General features: G+C 25.3%; 21 protein-coding genes and 1 pseudogene. 3 read left to right on the top strand and 19 right to left on the bottom strand.

From position 1 onward, the window contains the following. Positions 1–2 precede the first annotated feature (2 nt). On the bottom strand, positions 3–767 hold the full coding sequence (nadX, locus tag AS160_RS04450; RefSeq protein WP_165145518.1) for an aspartate dehydrogenase: 765 nt from the start codon (positions 765–767) through the stop codon (positions 3–5). Positions 768–960: 193 nt separating this feature from the next. On the opposite strand from nadX, the gene AS160_RS04445 reads away from it, so the two are divergent. Next, on the top strand, positions 961–1,326 hold the full coding sequence (locus tag AS160_RS04445; protein WP_165145515.1) for a metalloregulator ArsR/SmtB family transcription factor: 366 nt from the start codon (positions 961–963) through the stop codon (positions 1,324–1,326). 15 nt (positions 1,327–1,341) lie between these two features. On the opposite strand, the gene AS160_RS04440 is transcribed toward AS160_RS04445, so the two are convergent. Then, entirely contained in the window at positions 1,342–3,381 is a 2,040-nt protein-coding gene (locus AS160_RS04440) for a heavy metal translocating P-type ATPase (RefSeq protein ID WP_206528088.1), read from the bottom strand. 305 nt (positions 3,382–3,686) lie between these two features. Between AS160_RS04440 and AS160_RS04435 the strand changes: the two genes are divergently transcribed. Together AS160_RS04435 and AS160_RS04430 are read left to right on the top strand one after the other, a co-directional pair. After that, the gene (locus tag AS160_RS04435; RefSeq protein ID WP_165145512.1) at positions 3,687–7,445 is read left to right on the top strand and encodes an AAA domain-containing protein; all 3,759 of its coding nucleotides are present in this window, start codon (positions 3,687–3,689) and stop codon (positions 7,443–7,445) included. An 81-nt stretch (positions 7,446–7,526) separates the two neighbouring features. Continuing rightward, the gene (locus AS160_RS04430) at positions 7,527–7,931 is read left to right on the top strand and encodes a hypothetical protein (protein WP_165145509.1); all 405 of its coding nucleotides are present in this window, start codon (positions 7,527–7,529) and stop codon (positions 7,929–7,931) included. Positions 7,932–8,347: 416 nt separating this feature from the next. Here AS160_RS04430 and AS160_RS04425 read toward each other — a convergent pair whose 3' ends face one another. From AS160_RS04425 to AS160_RS04340, 17 genes and pseudogenes are all read right to left on the bottom strand, one after another. Further along, positions 8,348–9,370, bottom strand: coding sequence for a DUF1566 domain-containing protein (locus tag AS160_RS04425; protein ID WP_165145506.1), 1,023 nt, complete (start codon positions 9,368–9,370; stop codon positions 8,348–8,350). A 159-nt stretch (positions 9,371–9,529) separates the two neighbouring features. After that, positions 9,530–9,718, bottom strand: a complete 189-nt coding sequence (locus AS160_RS04420) for a DUF1450 domain-containing protein (RefSeq protein WP_165145503.1) — start codon at positions 9,716–9,718, stop codon at positions 9,530–9,532. Positions 9,719–9,816: 98 nt separating this feature from the next. Beyond that, the gene (locus tag AS160_RS04415) at positions 9,817–11,853 is read right to left on the bottom strand and encodes a copper-translocating P-type ATPase (RefSeq protein ID WP_241244221.1); all 2,037 of its coding nucleotides are present in this window, start codon (positions 11,851–11,853) and stop codon (positions 9,817–9,819) included. Positions 11,854–11,921: 68 nt separating this feature from the next. Next, positions 11,922–12,297 (bottom strand): annotated as a pseudogene (locus AS160_RS11590) (alkaline phosphatase); the annotation flags it as partial. Between the two features lie 43 nt (positions 12,298–12,340). Then, the gene (locus AS160_RS04400; protein WP_165145497.1) at positions 12,341–12,562 is read right to left on the bottom strand and encodes a hypothetical protein; all 222 of its coding nucleotides are present in this window, start codon (positions 12,560–12,562) and stop codon (positions 12,341–12,343) included. Positions 12,563–12,773: 211 nt separating this feature from the next. Beyond that, on the bottom strand, positions 12,774–13,277 hold the full coding sequence (locus AS160_RS04395; protein ID WP_165145494.1) for a hypothetical protein: 504 nt from the start codon (positions 13,275–13,277) through the stop codon (positions 12,774–12,776). An 11-nt stretch (positions 13,278–13,288) separates the two neighbouring features. Continuing rightward, entirely contained in the window at positions 13,289–13,540 is a 252-nt protein-coding gene (locus AS160_RS04390; protein WP_165145491.1) for an SHOCT domain-containing protein, read from the bottom strand. Between the two features lie 15 nt (positions 13,541–13,555). Further along, positions 13,556–14,131: a hypothetical protein gene (locus tag AS160_RS04385; RefSeq protein WP_165145488.1), complete on the bottom strand. Its 576-nt coding sequence runs from the start codon at positions 14,129–14,131 to the stop codon at positions 13,556–13,558. Between the two features lie 15 nt (positions 14,132–14,146). Beyond that, positions 14,147–14,395, bottom strand: a complete 249-nt coding sequence (locus AS160_RS11470; RefSeq protein ID WP_165145485.1) for an SHOCT domain-containing protein — start codon at positions 14,393–14,395, stop codon at positions 14,147–14,149. A gap of 11 nt (positions 14,396–14,406) precedes the next feature. Next, on the bottom strand, positions 14,407–14,619 hold the full coding sequence (locus tag AS160_RS04375) for a SoxR reducing system RseC family protein (RefSeq protein ID WP_277601277.1): 213 nt from the start codon (positions 14,617–14,619) through the stop codon (positions 14,407–14,409). Between the two features lie 79 nt (positions 14,620–14,698). After that, entirely contained in the window at positions 14,699–14,839 is a 141-nt protein-coding gene (locus AS160_RS04370; protein WP_165145479.1) for a hypothetical protein, read from the bottom strand. 21 nt (positions 14,840–14,860) lie between these two features. Further along, positions 14,861–15,004 (bottom strand): SHOCT domain-containing protein, encoded by a 144-nt coding sequence (locus AS160_RS04365; protein WP_206528087.1) that lies wholly within the window; start codon positions 15,002–15,004, stop codon positions 14,861–14,863. A gap of 77 nt (positions 15,005–15,081) precedes the next feature. Further along, positions 15,082–15,336 carry an SHOCT domain-containing protein gene (locus tag AS160_RS11250; RefSeq protein WP_206528086.1) on the bottom strand — a complete coding sequence of 85 codons (255 nt, stop codon included), beginning with the start codon at positions 15,334–15,336 and terminating at the stop codon, positions 15,082–15,084. Between the two features lie 17 nt (positions 15,337–15,353). Continuing rightward, entirely contained in the window at positions 15,354–15,737 is a 384-nt protein-coding gene (locus AS160_RS04355) for a DUF302 domain-containing protein (protein WP_165145476.1), read from the bottom strand. An 86-nt stretch (positions 15,738–15,823) separates the two neighbouring features. Next, positions 15,824–16,054, bottom strand: coding sequence for a hypothetical protein (locus AS160_RS04350; protein WP_206528085.1), 231 nt, complete (start codon positions 16,052–16,054; stop codon positions 15,824–15,826). Positions 16,055–16,068: 14 nt separating this feature from the next. After that, complete coding sequence (locus tag AS160_RS04345; RefSeq protein ID WP_165145473.1) at positions 16,069–16,368, bottom strand: metal-sensing transcriptional repressor; 300 nt, start codon at positions 16,366–16,368, stop codon at positions 16,069–16,071. 53 nt (positions 16,369–16,421) lie between these two features. Then, positions 16,422–16,712: a heavy-metal-associated domain-containing protein gene (locus AS160_RS04340; RefSeq protein ID WP_165145458.1), complete on the bottom strand. Its 291-nt coding sequence runs from the start codon at positions 16,710–16,712 to the stop codon at positions 16,422–16,424. Positions 16,713–17,018 lie beyond the last annotated feature (306 nt).

Below are 17,018 nucleotides of genomic sequence, written 5' to 3'. Positions count from 1 at the left end.
CATTAACCTCCTATTCTAAAATTATTATTTAAATTTCTCAACAATCCTACTATAGATAATGGAGCTAAATAACTTGTTTTTGGATTATTAGAAGGATAATTTTCAAATTCAAAATTATAATTTCCTGCTTTTGATATTATATTTATACTATGTATATTTCTTTCTATATTAGGATCTGCTACTATTCTAACATTAACCTTTTCAAAACTTCTTACTGCTAAAGACAATGTAACTGCAACATTTACATTTTTTGGAAATCTATTAATTGCATCAACTGCATTTCCTTCAAAAATTATCTTTTCTTCTGCAATTTCTAAACCTAAACTCTTTGGTGGTTTTCTTGTAGTTAAAGTAATGCTATCAATCTTATCATATATTGCATTTATTAAATCAATACCTCCAATAGCACCAGAAACTACATATACTTTATTATTAATATTATTATTTTTAATCCTACTCAAAAATTTTTCTCTAAAAATTTTATCTGCAAAAGCTCCTGTACTCAATACTATCAAATCTTTATTCATATCTAATATTTTTAAACCGTATTCTTTTAATGCTTCAACAGATGCAGCCTCAATAACATAATCAACTTCTAAATCTTTTATTTCATTTATCTCTTTGTATTCAACATTATCAAAAATATACTTTAGTTTATCAACTTGTTCTTTGTTTTTATCAAATATATAAGCTTTTTCAATATAATCATACATTTCTTCTAAAATGATTTTTGCTGAATTACCTCCACCAAGAAAAAATAATTTCATATTATCCCTCCATTACATTTCTTTACCATATTATACTCTTATAGTAAACATTAGTCAAGAAATTTGAATCACATAACGAAAAATTTAACAAAGTCTATTAATAATTGAAATAATAGAAGAATTTGAAAAATTTAATATATAAAATTATTAAATATGGTATAATAAAATGATATGTATATTAAAGGGTGATTATATGAAAAAAAAGAAGAATATTGAAATATGTCAGACTATTGAAGTACATGAAGATATTATAAGAAAAGTTCAAGAAAATACTCCTAATGAGGAGATTTTAAATAATTTAAGCGAATTATTTAAAATAATAGGGGATAAAACTAGAATGAAAATCTTGTATACATTAATGCAAGTAGATGAAATATGTGTATGTGATATATCAGCTGTTCTTAATATGTCAATATCTGCTATTTCTCATCAATTAAGAATATTAAGACAAAGTAATTTAGTTAAATTTAGAAAAACAGGAAAAGTTGTATACTATTCTTTAAACGATAATCATGTAAAAGAATTAATTGAAATTGGATACATACATGTTAATGAATAAACCTCATGATGAGGTTTATTCATTCTTTAATATTCTTAGAGTATTAAAAACAGCTATTAATGTAACTCCAACATCTGCAAAAATAGCTCCCCACATATCTGTTTTTCCAAATGCACCTAATGTTAAAAACGATATTTTTATCCCAAGAACAAATATTATATTTTGCCATATTATTTTTAATGTTTTTCTTGATATTTTAATAGCATCTATTAATTTAGAAACATCATCATCCATTATAATAACATCTGCTGCTTCAATTGCAGCATCTGAACCTAATCCACCCATAGCAACTCCAACATCTGCTCTGGTTAATCCAGGTGCATCATTTATTCCATCACCAATAAATGCAATATTTTCACTATATTTTTTTTCCTTTTCAAAATATTCAAGCTTGTCCTCTGGAAGTAATTCTGCATAATATTCATCTATTTTAATTTCTTTTGCAACTGCCTCAGCAACCTTTTTATTATCTCCAGTTAACATAATTGTTTTTCTCACACCCAAATCTTTAATATTTTTTATTGTATCTTTTATTCCTCGTTTTAGTTTATCAGAAATTACTATATAACCAGCAAATTCTCCATTAATTGCAACAAATACTAATGTTCCATTAAAATCTATTTCTGGAATTTCTATATTTTTCATTAATTTTCTATTTCCTACTAATACTTCTTTTCCCTCTATTTTGGCTCTTATTCCATGACCTGAAATTTCTTCATAATCTTCTATATTATTAATTATTTCTTTTCCATACTTTCTTTTTATTGATTCAGCAATAGGATGATTTGAATAATATTCTGCTTGTGCTGCAATTTTAAGCACATCATTATTGCTAAATTCAACAACCTCAAAAACTCCTTCTGTTAATGTACCAGTTTTATCAAAAATTATAGTATCTAAATTTTTAAATCTTTCAAGATAATTTCCACCTTTAACTAAAACACCTTTTTTTGATAATGCTCCTACTCCTGCAAAATATCCTAAAGGTATAGAAACAACAAGACCACATGGACATGAAATAACAAGAAAAATTAAAGCTCTATATAACCAATCTTTAAATGATTCACCTAAAATAAATGGTGGTAATATAGCTAAAAAAATAGCCGAAAATACAATTATAGGCGTATAATATTTTGCAAATTTAGTAATAAGTTTTTCTGTTTTTGCTTTTTTAGCTGCTGCATTTTCAACCATATCTAATATTTTTGAAACAGTTGACTCATAATATTCTTTCTCAACCTTAATAGTTAAAACTCCATTAATATTTATAACTCCACTATTGACTTCCTCGTTTTCTTTAATTGTTACTGGAACTGATTCTCCAGTTAAAGCAGATACATCTAACATAGAACTTCCTTTAACAACTATTCCATCTAAAGGTACTCTATCTCCTGGTTTTACAACAATTAAATCACCTTTTTTTACTTCTTCTGGAGATACTTTTATTTCTTTATTATCTTTTAATAGATATGCATAATCAGGTCTTATATCAAGCAATGCTTTAATAGACCTTTTAGAATTATCCACTGCCATATTTTGTAAAAATTCTCCTAATTCATAAAAAAGCATAACTCCAACAGCTTCTGGATATTCTCCTATTGAGAATGCACCTATAGTTGCAATACTCATCAAAAAATTTTCATCAAAAAAGTTTCCTCTATTTTTAAATGTTTTCAACAATACATTACATCCTGAAATTAAATATGCAATTATATATAATATTAATTGTAACCAAAATGGATTTTTAATGAATATTGCTGCAATAAATATACTAATAGCAGAAATTAATCTAATAAATTCATTTTTTTTACTAAATTCACTTTTTTTACTACTTTCTTTATTACTATTATTTTTTTCATATACATTTACATCAGGTTCAATTTTTTTTATAATTTCCTTTATTTCTTCAATTTTATTTTCATCTTTAACATTAAAGGATAATGTTTTTGTTATGAAATTTAACTCCACATTATCTACATGTTTTTTAACTGTATCTTCTATTTTTGCCGCACAATTTGCACAATCTAATCCATCTAATACTAATTCTTTTTTCACATTATTACCTCCTATCTTTGAATAATTGAATAATTGTTCAAATATATTATATCAAATATTTTTTTACAGTCAATAATAAATTATAGTAATAATAAAAATAGATATTATTATTTATAAATTTATATTTATTAAGTCTTATATTATTAATGTTTATATTATTAATGTTTATATTTTCATATATCATATGATTAATAAATAAAATGTAAAAATATAATTAAAATTTTAAAATATATTAATTTTTATTATTAATAATGGTAAAATTCTAATATAAAACTTTTTAATATATTAATAGAAAGGAGTATATTATGTCAAATTTCTCTTTTGTTCTTGAGAAATATAAGAATAGATTAATTGATATATCTTCAAAAAATAGAACTTTTTGCATGACAAAATTATATAAAAAACGTTCTTTTGATTTAGCAATATTTGAAGAATACTTTGAAGGTGTTACAAAAGAAATTTTAGAACATATAATTTCTTCTCAACAAGAAAAAGTATGTATTTTGGATTATAATGCTTTTATAAAAGAAAATAGAGAAAAATTAGAAAATGATGATGATGAAATATATATAAAAAAAGAAAAACTAGATTCTTTTTCTCATTCTTTAAAAACTTTAAAAAGAGAAATAAATACTATAGAAAAAGAAACTGGAAGATATGAACTTTATATAGGCTATCCATATGTAGAAGGAAAATTAAAAGATGAAACATATGTAAAATCTCCTTTATTTTTATTTCCAATAAGCCTTATTAATATTGATAAAAATTGGTATATTCAAAGATTAAAAGATGAAAATGTTATAGTAAACAAAGTCTTTTTGATTGCATATCAAAAACATAATGAAGTAAAAATAAACGAAAAAGAATATGAAGGTGATTATACACCTGAAAGTATTATAAAATATTTTAAAGATTTGGGTATTGAATTAGAATATGAAAATAATACTATAGAAAAATTTATTGAAGGGAAAAATGATATTAAAATACCAAAACTTGTTATAAAAAATTATCTTATACTTGGAAATTATAAACTTTCAAGTTCTATATATAATGATTATTTATACCTTGAAAATCAAAATATAAATAACAAATTATTAAAATATTTGCTTTTAGGAGAAAAAGATAATAATAATAATAATAATAATGATTTAAAAAAAGAATATATTGAAGAGAAAGATTTTTATTATATATCAACACTAGACTTTAGCCAAGAAAAAGCAATAAAAATGTCTGACGAAAAAGATGGACTTGTAATATATGGACCTCCTGGTACAGGAAAATCTCAAACAATTTCAAATCTTATTACACATAATCTAGCTAAAGGAAAAAAAGTATTAGTTGTTTCAGAAAAAAGAGCCGCTTTAGATGTTATTCTTAATAGACTTTCACCTATTAAGAATAAAATAATGCTAATACACGATGCACAGAAAGATAAAAAAGAAATATATAAAAAAATAAAAGATGAATTTGAAAGTATAAAAGATGGAGATAAAGATATATTAAACAATATAATAAAATATTCAGAAAAAATCAATAAAAACCTAAAAGAACTCGAAGAGTTTGGTAGTATTATGTATCAAGAAAGAGATTTTGGGTTAAGTCTTGCGAATATGTATGCAAAAACAAATCAAGATTTATCTGAAGATGAGAAAAAATTATTTTCAAAATTTAGAGAACATTTTCAAGATTACAAATATATAGAAATAAAAGAGGCATGTAATAATATAAAAGATAAAATTGAAAGATATATTAAATATAGAAATATTCAAGAAGAATATAAAAATCAAATAGAAGATACAAAAAAAGATTTAGATTTATTTTTAATAGACGAAACTTTAAATAAAATCTCTAATTTTTTAGATTATTTTCCAGGAAAGTTATCATTCAATAGTAATTATAAAGAGGATATAAAAATTGCATTAATTGAAAATCAAAATTTGGAAAATTTTGCAAAAATTTTAAACAAAAAAGAAAATAAAAAGCTATACAAAAAATTTGAAAAATTTTCAAAATTTAATTGGTACAATCCATTACATTTTTTATTTTTTAGCATAAGAAAAAATAAAAGGGAAGAAATAAAAAAAATAATAGAAGAAAAAGAAAAAAATATATTTAATAATATTAAAGACGATTTTGAATTAGCAAAAGATATTATTTCAAAATCAATGTTTTTGAAAGAAGTTATTGATTTTGAAAATTTTAAAATTAAACTTATAAATGAATACGATTTAAAAGATTATCTTGAAAAATTAAAAATTTTTCTAACGAACTACGAAGAATATTATAAGCTAAATGTTGAATTTTCAAATCTTATAAAAATAGAAAAAGAAATCCTTGAATTTATATATTTACAAAAAGGATTTAATGAAAATTTTGTTTTTGAAAGAATTGAAAAATTCTTTATTTTAAAGAAAATAACTGAAATAGAAAAAAAAGAAAAAAATAAAATTTTAAAATATGAAATGTATGATGAATATGTGAAAAATGTTATCGAAAGCATGGAAACCAAGAAAACTGATGTTGTAAAATATATAAATTCTTTATGGAATAGTAATTTTTTAAAGGCGTTAAGAAGCGACTATAGATTATCTAAAAATTTTGAAAGACAAATACATAAAAAATCCAAACTCTTACCTATACGAAAATTAATAGAAACTTTTGATAATTTAATATTTAACTTATATCCTTGTTTTCTTGCAACTCCAGAAAGTGTTTCGGAAATTTTACCTCTTAAGGAAGGATTGTTTGACATCATAATATTTGATGAAGCTTCACAAATATTTGTTGAAAAGGCTATTCCTGCTATTTTTAGAGCAAAAAAGGTTGTTGTATCAGGTGACGATAAACAACTTAAACCAACCTCTATATTTATGTCTAGAGAAGAAATAGATGAAGAATTTGATATGGAAATTTCAACAGCAATTGAAGAAGAAAGTTTACTTGATGTTGCAAAAATTAATTTTGATTCAACACATCTTCTCTTTCACTATAGATCAAAATATAAAGAGCTTATTGATTTTTCAAATCATGCTTTTTATGACGGAAAATTATATATTTCACCAAATATATCTAATGAAAAAGCTATTGAAAGAATAAAAGTAAACGGAATATGGAAAAATAGACAAAATTTAGAAGAAGCTAAAGAAGTTGTTGCTCTTGTTAAAAAAATTCTACTTGAAAGAAAGGAAAATGAGACTATAGGAATAGTAACTTTTAATATAAATCAAGCAGATTTGATATATGACTTACTCGATAATGAAGCAAGAAATGATAAGATATTTGAAAATTTATATAATATAGAACTTAATAGAACAGAAAATGGAGAAGATAAAAGTTTATTTGTCAAAAATATAGAAAATGTGCAAGGTGATGAGAGAGATATTATCATATTTTCAACAGCTTATTCAAAAGATGAAAAAGGTAAATTTAGATTTTACTTTGGTTCTTTATCAAATGAAGGTGGTGAAAATAGATTAAATGTCGCTATTTCAAGAGCAAAGAAAAAAATATATATTGTTACCTCATTTGAACCAGAAGAATTAAATGTTGATAATTTTAAAAATAGAGGTCCAAAATTTTTAAAAGATTATTTAAAATATGTAAGAGCAATTTCGCAAGATAATAAAAAGGAAGCAGAAAGAATATTGTATAGTCTCTCTAATATAGAGGGAAGCCAAAATATAATATTTGAAAGCCCATTTGAAGAGGAAGTATATGAACATTTAACTAATAGTTTTATTATAAAAGATAATAAACTTGAAATTCATACCCAGATAAATTCATCTGGATATAGAATTGATATTGGTATATATGATCCAGTTCAATCAAAATACATACTAGGAATAGAATGTGATGGTGCAAGATATCATAGTAGTAAAAGCGCTAGAGAAAGAGATATACACAGACAAAGATTTTTAGAATCAAAAGGTTGGAAAATTATAAGAATATGGAGTAGAAATTGGTGGTTAAATAAAGAGAAAGAAATAAAAAATATAGAATACGAAATAGAAAAAGAATTAAATATAGCAGATATAAATGTTAAAATATTTGAAGCTCTTAGTTAAATAATCATTTTGAAGTTGATAAAATAATTTATAAGAAAATCATTAAAAAATAAGAAGAAATATTTTTTAGGAGGGATTATTATGATTTTTGAAAGAACAAAATACAAATATGATGGAGAAATATTTTTTGGGGTTATTCCAGAAAATAAAATGCCTTTCTGGACAATACCTACAAATAACTTCTATTTATCTTCATATGTTTGTCCTGAATGTGGAAGGCTAATGGTAAAAACGGTTTTCAGTGTTGATTTTACTTTTTCAACTGTAGACGGTTCAATAGCTGTTCCAAGAATATTTGTTTGTGGAAAATGTAAAACTTTACATATTCCATCTCCTGGGTATAAATTATCTAGAAATAACGGATACTATTATAAGGCTAAAAACGATAAAGAATTTGAAGATATTATTATTAAATTGGACTTAGTTGGATCAAGAAAAGGAAGACAAAATACATTATATAATGAAACTAATATCACTTGGTATTAGTGAAAAATGGAGGAAATATGTTTATTGATTTTTTACAAAAATTAAAACCTATTAATAGGAATGAATATGAAGAATGGGATGAAATTTTAGAATATTACAATAAAAACATTGGCTAAGAGAACCAACATTATTTTGGTATTTATCTTCTGGTTTGGATATGAAGCCTTTAGTTAATTTTAGTAAAAAAGATACTTCCGAAGTATATAAGACACCAAATATTGATATATTTTATTAAAGAAAAAACCGAACAAATATCATTATTTGAAAAATAAATAAGTCCCAAACGGGACTTATTTTGCATCTCTAACTAAACGAATATAATTATATATTCTTTCCGCTCCTTCACCAGCAGACCATCTTTTACCTTAGTATCAAAGCGAATTGCTCCAGCTCCGTGAAAATCTTCTCCTTCAGAATTAACTGCTCTTCCAAAAGATACATACATGCATAATACATTGGTTGATCCGGTAACATTCTGCTGATGTACTTGTCCAATAATATGGATAATCTGTTTCACCAGCTTCATTTATAATCTGAGTAGATGAAAATATTGATGATATTGCAGGACCAATATTATTTTCATCAATAGCTGTTGGAGATCGAGAATAATCTACTATACTTAATAATTCCTTTACATTAGGAAGTCTCCAATCATCATATCCTGCATATGTTGATTCTTCAGAAAATTTCAAAGCTTCTTTCCAATCCATTGGCCCAAAATCTATTTTTGACCACATAAGACCTGTATTTTCATCAATAATTGTACCATCTCCGTTGTCAACAAACTTATTCTCTCCATATATATTTCCACGAACAGCTCTTACATATTTTAAAAGAGGTGATTTAGGCGGTCTTTGTACATTAGAATTTTCTATATTTTTAAAATCATTAATAGGTGGTTTATTTTCATCTGAGCCAGCTGGATAAGCTTTTATATGCCCCGTTGCAAAATTAACTCCAAAAGCTGCATTATCTTTCCCTTCAACTGTCACACCAACATATTTTGTACTAGACCAATATTGCTCATCCTTCGAAAGTTCTTCAACATTAACTAAATCAAAATATTTTGTATCTATGTATGGCCATCCTTCTTCTCCATTCCAGATAGAAAAAAGTTCTTTAACGGTTGGAAGCCTCCAATCATCATATCCGCCAAGCTCTAAATTCTCACAATATTCATATGCTTCTTCCCATGTAATTCCTGTTGATGGCGGTGTTTTTTGCCAAATTAATCCAGTATTTAAGTCTGTTATAGTACCATCACCATTATCAATAAAAGAAAATTTTTTACCTTTTTGATAATCTCCATCTTGACCGTAAAGTTCTTCTCTAGAAGAAGTTATCTCATTTCCATTAACATCATAAACCTTTGTTTGACCTGTTTCAACTAAATTATAATCATAATTTGAAAAAATAATTACACTACTTACAAAAAACATAAAAAAACTAAAATTTTTAAAAACTTCATTTTATCACTTCTTTCTACAATATTCTTAAGTATAAATATTTTATTTATATAATTATTATATAATAATAAACTTAAAATTAACTTAAAAATAATTATAGATATATAAAAAAATAACCCCATATACATGGGGTTAAATTTTGCTTATTAACTCTTCTACAGTATCAGCTGAAATTACCTCTTCATCTTTTTTTACAAAAACTTTTGAATGACAAACATCACATTCTCCTAAACAATTTTCTACAGTATGTTCTATACCTTCTTTTTCAAAATACTCTACCATTTTTTCTGTTCCACTATTGTGTTTGCATAATTTAATCATAATCTCACCTCCCCTATTATCTAGGGATATTGTATTTTATTTATTTTAAATATTCATAACGAAATTTTCAATAAATTATAAAACATATTTCTTTATTCTTATTTTAATTTTAATAACTTTGCATTTATTGCTACTATAACAGTACTTAAAGACATAAATACTGCTCCTATTGCTGGACTTAAAAGAATTCCCCATTTATACAAAATACCAGCTGCAAGTGGTATTGCAATAGCATTATATCCTGTGGCCCATAATAAATTTTGTATCATTTTTTTATAGGTATTTTTAGCAAGACCTATTATTGAAACAACATCTCTCGGATCACTCCTAACTAATATTATATCTGCTGATTCAACAGCAACATCAGTACCTGCTCCAATCGCTATACCAACATCAGCTTGAACTAAAGCCGGAGCATCATTTACTCCATCTCCAGTCATCGCAACAACTAAATTACGTGATTGAATTTCCTTTATCTTTTGTGATTTTTCATGAGGCAAAACCTCAGCAAAATATTCATCAAGTTCTAATTCTTCAGCAACCCATTTTGCCACTTGACTATTATCGCCTGTTAACATCATACATTTTATTCCCATTTCTTTTAATTTTGCTATAGCTTCTTTCGATTCTGGTCTAATAATATCAGCAAGACCTATTGCTCCTTTTAATTCAGAATCTATTAATACATAAACTACTGTTTTTCCTGCTGATAACATTTCATTTATTTTTTCATTTTCAATTTTTATATTTTTTTCCCTCAAATACCCAGGACTAACTACCATAACATGTTTTCCATTTACATTACCTTCAGCTCCTTTTCCCGGAATGGCTTTGAAGTTTTCTACCTTCATTGAATTTTCAGCAGATTTTGCAATAGATTTTGCAATTGGATGTTCTGAATGTGCTTCAACTGAGGCAGCATAATTTAAAATATCTTCTTCATTTATATCATTTGAAAGATTAACCACATCGGTTACACCAAATTTTCCCATTGTCAATGTACCAGTTTTATCAAACACTATAGCTTGAATATTTCTTGACCTTTCAAAAGCTACACGATCTCTAATAAGTAAGCCATTTTTTGCAGATATCGCTGTTGAAACTGCAAAAACTAATGGAACTGCTAGACCAAGTGCATGAGGACAAGTTATTACCATAACTGTAACCGTTCTTTCAAGAGCAAAAACAAAGCTTTTTTCAGCTATAAACGTCCAGATAAAAAAAGTTATTGCACCACCTGATAATGCTATAAAAGTTAGCCATACTGCTGCGCGATTAGCAAGATCCTGTGTTCTAGATTTACTTTCTTGTGCTTCTTTTACAAGTTCAATAACTTGAGAAAGATATGAATCTTTTCCTGTATTTTTAACTTTCACTTTTAATGAACCTTCACCATTAATTGAACCACCAATTACGAGATCATTTTTCTTTTTTGATACAGGCTTGCTTTCACCTGTTAGCATTGATTCATTTAGATAACTTTCACCTTCTATTATAATACCATCAGCTGGAACTTTTTCGCCAGGTTTTACAACAACAATATCATCTGTTTTCAATTCTTCAAGAGGAATATCCTTTAGCGAACCATCTGGCATAAACTTATGTGCATCTGACGGCATTAATTTTGCCAATTCCTCTAATGCACGTGAAGCTCCCATTACTGATCTCATTTCAATCCAATGCCCAAGTAACATAATATCAATTAATGTTGCTAATTCCCAAAAAAATATTTCCCCTTCTAAACCAAAAACTACCACACTACTATATACATATGCTGTACTAATTGCAACAGCTATTAAAGTCATCATTCCAGGTTTATTAATTTTGACTTCTTCATAAAAACCTTTTAAAAACGGATATCCTCCATAAAAATAGATAAAGGTTGAAATTATAAAAAGAATATATAAATCACCCGGAAAAGAAAACTCTAATCTAAATAATTTCTGAACTAATGGTGATAACATTAAAACAGGAATTGTTAAAATTAAGGATATCCAAAATCGCTTTTTAAAATCTTCTACCATATGAGCATGATGTTCATGATTATGTTTCATTGAATGTTCGTCATTATGTTCTGAATGATCATCTTTCATATTATGATGATCATGACTCATATTCATTCCCTCTTTATCCATATGTTTCCCCAATCCTTTATCAAAAAAATAATGACATATTGAAAATTTCCAAATGTCATATTATCTTTTTAATGATTTCCTGTTATAGGTAGTTCATAAACAGGGTATGTTAAAGAATATCCCGCTATTCTTCCTATAATTCTTGGTATATCAGTATTATCATAAAAACCTCTAAAATTCTCTGATCCAGAACCAAAAGCATAAGCAGCAATAACCACCCTGTTCTTTAACAAGCGTATCAAAATATTCCATATTCTCATTTGTTAAATCAATATTATAATATTTTTTACTAATTCTTTTACTTTATTTTTATCATTATTTTCTCGTTTAGCTATAAAATATGTATTTTTAGTAAAATTCCTTTTCAACATCAAAATAATATCCACCTGTTGAAAGGCCTAATCCACCCGTTTCATGATCTGCTGTTATTACCACTAATGTATCAAGATTATTTTTTAGAAGTTCAACGCTTTTATAAAATAAATCATCATTTATATAAAATATTTTCTTTTATAAAATCTACAGGATATTTATAATCAACATATTTTATAAATTCCGATAATCCTTTCATTTTTTTGGCAATTTCTTCAGTTGCCTGTTCCATTTTTAAATTGTCATTTCCTTTTATTGTAATAATTAAATTATCGAAACCACCAAAATTTTCAGATATTTGTTTGAATTTAATTATTTCCGGATCATTCTCTGGCAATAATGTGTAGGTCCCAAATATCAATATTTGGCAAATATGCCCAAAAAAATTGTAAGAATTATTGAAATAATAATTATCCAGAGCCGGTATTTTATAATAAATCTAAATAGATTTCTGTTTTTCATTGTTTAGATTCGCTCCTTATATAAATATTATCAAAATGCCCCCATTAACCTTATTATTAAGGGGGCTTTTATATAATTATTTACTTTTAATTATTTCCCATCATATTATTCATTTCTGGTTCTTGTGTATTACCTGGGGTATCTGGGTACCAATAATTATTAATATTTCCTGGGTATCCGTAGCCATTCATCATATTTCTACCCATCATTCCTGGGTATCCGTAGCCAAAGTTTTTAGGTATAATATATTCTTTATTTTCTATTTCAATCGATGTTACTAATAATTCTTCTACTTTTGAAAAACTATATAATGTTGTTGCTTTTACGTTTACTTCTTTCCCAGCTTCTATTGGTAAATTATTATAAAACATAAACATATTTTCTAATCTTAATATATAATATGTTCCTTTTTCATCAATAGCCAATGCTATAGGTACCTGCTCGTTTATTTCCATAATTTTTAAATCTATACTAACTGTTGGAATATTTGTATAATATCCATTACTCTGATTTTCTATATCTCCACCATGTGCGAAAATTAATGATAAGCTAAAAATTAACATTAAACTCAATAAAAATCTACTTTTCATATTATTCACTCCTATTCGATAAGTTTCTTTTTTCTTATATATTCTTCTTCGGTTATTTCACCTTTAACAAATTTTTCATTTAAAATTTTTAAGACATCTTCATTACTTACTTTATTTTTCTGATTTTGTTTTGAATGATTGTTTTTAAATAAATTTTTAAATATGAAATAAATTATTATTAAAAATAAAATCATAAATCCAAATCCAACTAAAGAGCCAATTATTCCATATCCATAAAATCCACTCCAACCCCAACATGGCATAATTTCACCTCCCAATTAAAATATATTGTATCTAAAACCTATTAACCAATTAATTTTAAATGATGAGTTTATAATATTTTCTATATTATCTTTTACTCCCACTTCTATCATATATTTGTCTTTAAATACAATTCCACTACTTAAAACAACTTCTATTTTCTTATAATCATTTAAATTTTTAATTTCATTTTCTACAGCAAATCTAAAAGGAATATATATGTTATTTTCAATATTATTTTCTCTTTTTACTTTTCTAAAATACATCATATGCATCATAGGAAAAAAAGTTAATCTATTTGTTTTAAAACTTGTATTTACAACATCTACTCCAATTTTTATATTTTCTAAATTTAAATTTTTATCTGGATATATTCTGATTTCACTAAAATCTGTCTTATAAAAATTATTAAGTGCCAATGGTATGTTTGTATATAATGAAAATACGCTAACTCTTCCATAAATATCAAAATAACCCTTACTTTCATCGTTAAGATATGGTTTATATACTTTTTCAACAGATAAATCTATAATATTACTAAACGAAAATATTATCAAATTCAACATAACAAATACTAATATTAATTTCTTCATATTAATCATCTCTTTCTATCCTGCGATATTACTTAATATAATTTTTTTCTTTCTGAGATATTCTTCTTCGGTTATTTCTCCAGTAACAAATTTTTCATCTAATATATCTAGTGCTTTACTTTTTCTATTAGTTTCTTCTAACATCGGCTGTCGGTTTTGTCTATAATAATCTTCTGATCTTCTAGGATAATCCTCAGAATTATGATGTCGATTATTTAATAATCCTCTCCCGTGATAACCAAATATTCCGCCTCCACATGACATATTCTCACCTCCTACACCTGAAAATTTCTATAAATTCCAACTTTTTCTATGATTTCTGGAACATACTTAATTTTTGCAACTTTCTTATCATATAAATGAATGAAATAATATGAAACAAACATACCAGTTAATCCTAAAATAAAAGATATTATTTCATTTAAACCAAATGAGAATAGAAGTACAGTAATTATAACCATTGTCAGCAAAGGTATTCCATACATTATAAATGCTACTTTTGATTCAAGTGAGTCTATTTTTTTATATATACGAATTCATCTCTATTTAACTTTAAATTATTTTTATTTATACCTTAATTTTTCTATTTGGATCTCCTGTTAAATTACATGAACCTTTTATTGCACACGATGTACAATTTAATGCTTCAAGAGCTTGTAAATATACATATTCTCCATCTATATCAACTATTCTCATTAATTCATTCATAAAAATCACCTTATACACAATTTATTCTATAAGTTTCTTTTTTCTTAAATATTCCTCTTCTGTAATTTCTCCATTTACAAATTTTTCATTTAATAATTTTAAAGCTTCATTTTTTGGATCATTATTAAAATCACCTATTTTTTTAGCAGCATCAGGATTTTTCATAAAATACCACAAAATTAATATTATTAACAAAAGAAAGAAAAACATCATACCAATCACCTCACATTAAATTTTTTTATTTATTTTTTCAAAATTAATTCTTTTTTTCTAAGATATTCTTCTTCTGTAATTTCACCTTTAACAAATTTTTCATTTAAAACCTTCAAAACGTCATAATCTTCATTACTTTTAAATTCAAAATTACCATTAAAAAACATCTTTTTTATTAAAAAATAAATTACTACAAGAAATACAATTAAAAATATGAAATTTATAAATGATCCTATTAATCCGTATCCTCCAAAGTTATATGGTCCATACCATCCATGCATCATAATCTCATCTCCCTTTTTTAAAGGTTATCAATAACTCTTGCTAACGACTCCTCTATTTCTTTAGCAATTTCTAATACCTTTTCATTATTAGCTGATTCCATAGCCACAGTAGGTTTAATAGCTGCAACAATTGTTTTTTCATCCTTTTCATATACTATTAAATTACATGGTAAAAACAAACCAATATTCTCTTCTGCTAATATAGCTTTATGTGCATTTTTAGGACTACATGCTCCCAAAATTGTATATTTTTTAAAGTCAATACCCAATTTTGCTTTAAATTTTTCATTTAAATTTATTCTAGATAAAATACCAAAACCTTCCTTTTGCAAATTTTCATCAAGTTTTTTTATTGCTTTTTCAAATTCATAATTTGTTTCTTTTATTATTCCATACCTCACAATTTTCCCTCCTTTTTTTATTTTACACCCCTACATGGGTGGGACTCTTGTAGTATAACACTTTTTCCTTAGAATTTCCTTAAAATTTATTCATTTTCAGATATTAATTTTTCTATATAATTTATTTCTTCAACAACATCATTTAGTTTTTTAACTACAACATTTACATTAAGTCCTTTATCTTTACAACTATCTTTTAAACTACTCATTTTTGCACAACAAATATCAAAACCAAAATTTTTTAATTCATCAAATAATTTATTATCCATATCCATAATTTCTTTTAAAGTCATATTTTCATTTATTTCTGGTAACATAATATCCCTCCTAATTAAAAATTTTTACTTATGTAATTCATTACTTCTTCTAATTCTTCTATTTTCATGTTAATTTCGTTTATATCATTTGAATAGGCTGCATTTTTGACACAACTTTCAAGATGATTGTTCAAAATTTTAGTATTTGCTTTTTTTAACAATGCAATAGAAGCTAATATCTGTCTTGATATATCAATACAATACCGATTATCTTCAACCATTTTTATAGCCGCTTCAATTTGACCTTTTGCTGTTTTTAATATATTTAAACTATTTTTATTTTTTAAACTATTTTTATTCAAATTATTATTCATTGTTTTTCACCTCGTTTTTTAAAATCTAAGGAGAAGTCCTCTCCTTAGATTTTTTAATGACAATGACCTTTATGATGCATTTTTTTATGTTTCATATGATGTTCATGACTTTCATGATTGTTTTCATGATGTTCATCATCCTCATCTTTTATTTCTTTAACATCATAACCTGCTTCATCTATAGCTTCTTTAATAGCTTCATCTTTTAAAACACTTCCTTCTATAACTGCTTTTCCAATTTCAACAGATAACACATTTACATTTTCTAATTTTTCTAATTCTTTTCTTATTCTTTTTACACAATGCTCACATGACATACCTTCAATAATAATTACTTTTTTCATAATATCTCCTCCTCGTGTATAATGTTTTCATATAATTAATAAATCTGATATTTATTTTTAAAAAAATAATTCTAACTCTGAGTTATTATATAACTAAAGTAATTCTGTCACCTCCTGCACTTAAGTGCCTTGAATAGTCTGACTAACTTTGGTATATAAGTTGAATTGCTACCGGAGAATGAGCTATAGCTCTTACATATAACGAGGCTCTTTTCTTATATACCCAGAGTTAGAATCTAATTCTGAAAGGTTGTGTTTCTATGTTGTTTGTTGGTATCGATGTTTCTAAAGATAAACTTGATTATT

This window comes from Marinitoga sp. 38H-ov (assembly GCF_011057715.1).
Taxonomy (GTDB): Bacteria; Thermotogota; Thermotogae; order Petrotogales; family Petrotogaceae; genus Marinitoga.
The sequence above is the reverse complement of the archived record's forward strand: the minus strand, read 5'-3'. Positions and strand labels throughout refer to the sequence as shown.

What these genes read in the sequence shown, in the direction of transcription:
- nadX (WP_165145518.1), bottom strand. Translation starts at nt 767, where the DNA reads ATGAAATTATTTTTTCTTGGTGGAGGTAATTCAGCAAAAATCATTTTA.
- AS160_RS04445 (WP_165145515.1), top strand. Translation starts at nt 961, where the DNA reads ATGAAAAAAAAGAAGAATATTGAAATATGTCAGACTATTGAAGTACAT.
- AS160_RS04435 (WP_165145512.1), top strand. Translation starts at nt 3,687, where the DNA reads ATGTCAAATTTCTCTTTTGTTCTTGAGAAATATAAGAATAGATTAATT.
- AS160_RS04430 (WP_165145509.1), top strand. Translation starts at nt 7,527, where the DNA reads ATGATTTTTGAAAGAACAAAATACAAATATGATGGAGAAATATTTTTT.
- AS160_RS04425 (WP_165145506.1), bottom strand. Translation starts at nt 9,370, where the DNA reads ATGTTTTTTGTAAGTAGTGTAATTATTTTTTCAAATTATGATTATAAT.
- AS160_RS04420 (WP_165145503.1), bottom strand. Translation starts at nt 9,718, where the DNA reads ATGATTAAATTATGCAAACACAATAGTGGAACAGAAAAAATGGTAGAG.
- AS160_RS04415 (WP_241244221.1), bottom strand. Translation starts at nt 11,853, where the DNA reads ATGGATAAAGAGGGAATGAATATGAGTCATGATCATCATAATATGAAA.
- AS160_RS04395 (WP_165145494.1), bottom strand. Translation starts at nt 13,277, where the DNA reads ATGAAAAGTAGATTTTTATTGAGTTTAATGTTAATTTTTAGCTTATCA.
- AS160_RS04390 (WP_165145491.1), bottom strand. Translation starts at nt 13,540, where the DNA reads ATGCCATGTTGGGGTTGGAGTGGATTTTATGGATATGGAATAATTGGC.
- AS160_RS04385 (WP_165145488.1), bottom strand. Translation starts at nt 14,131, where the DNA reads ATGAAGAAATTAATATTAGTATTTGTTATGTTGAATTTGATAATATTT.
- AS160_RS11470 (WP_165145485.1), bottom strand. Translation starts at nt 14,395, where the DNA reads ATGTCATGTGGAGGCGGAATATTTGGTTATCACGGGAGAGGATTATTA.
- AS160_RS04370 (WP_165145479.1), bottom strand. Translation starts at nt 14,839, where the DNA reads ATGAATGAATTAATGAGAATAGTTGATATAGATGGAGAATATGTATAT.
- AS160_RS04365 (WP_206528087.1), bottom strand. Translation starts at nt 15,004, where the DNA reads ATGAAAAATCCTGATGCTGCTAAAAAAATAGGTGATTTTAATAATGAT.
- AS160_RS11250 (WP_206528086.1), bottom strand. Translation starts at nt 15,336, where the DNA reads ATGATGCATGGATGGTATGGACCATATAACTTTGGAGGATACGGATTA.
- AS160_RS04350 (WP_206528085.1), bottom strand. Translation starts at nt 16,054, where the DNA reads ATGTTACCAGAAATAAATGAAAATATGACTTTAAAAGAAATTATGGAT.
- AS160_RS04345 (WP_165145473.1), bottom strand. Translation starts at nt 16,368, where the DNA reads ATGAATAATAATTTGAATAAAAATAGTTTAAAAAATAAAAATAGTTTA.
- AS160_RS04340 (WP_165145458.1), bottom strand. Translation starts at nt 16,712, where the DNA reads ATGAAAAAAGTAATTATTATTGAAGGTATGTCATGTGAGCATTGTGTA.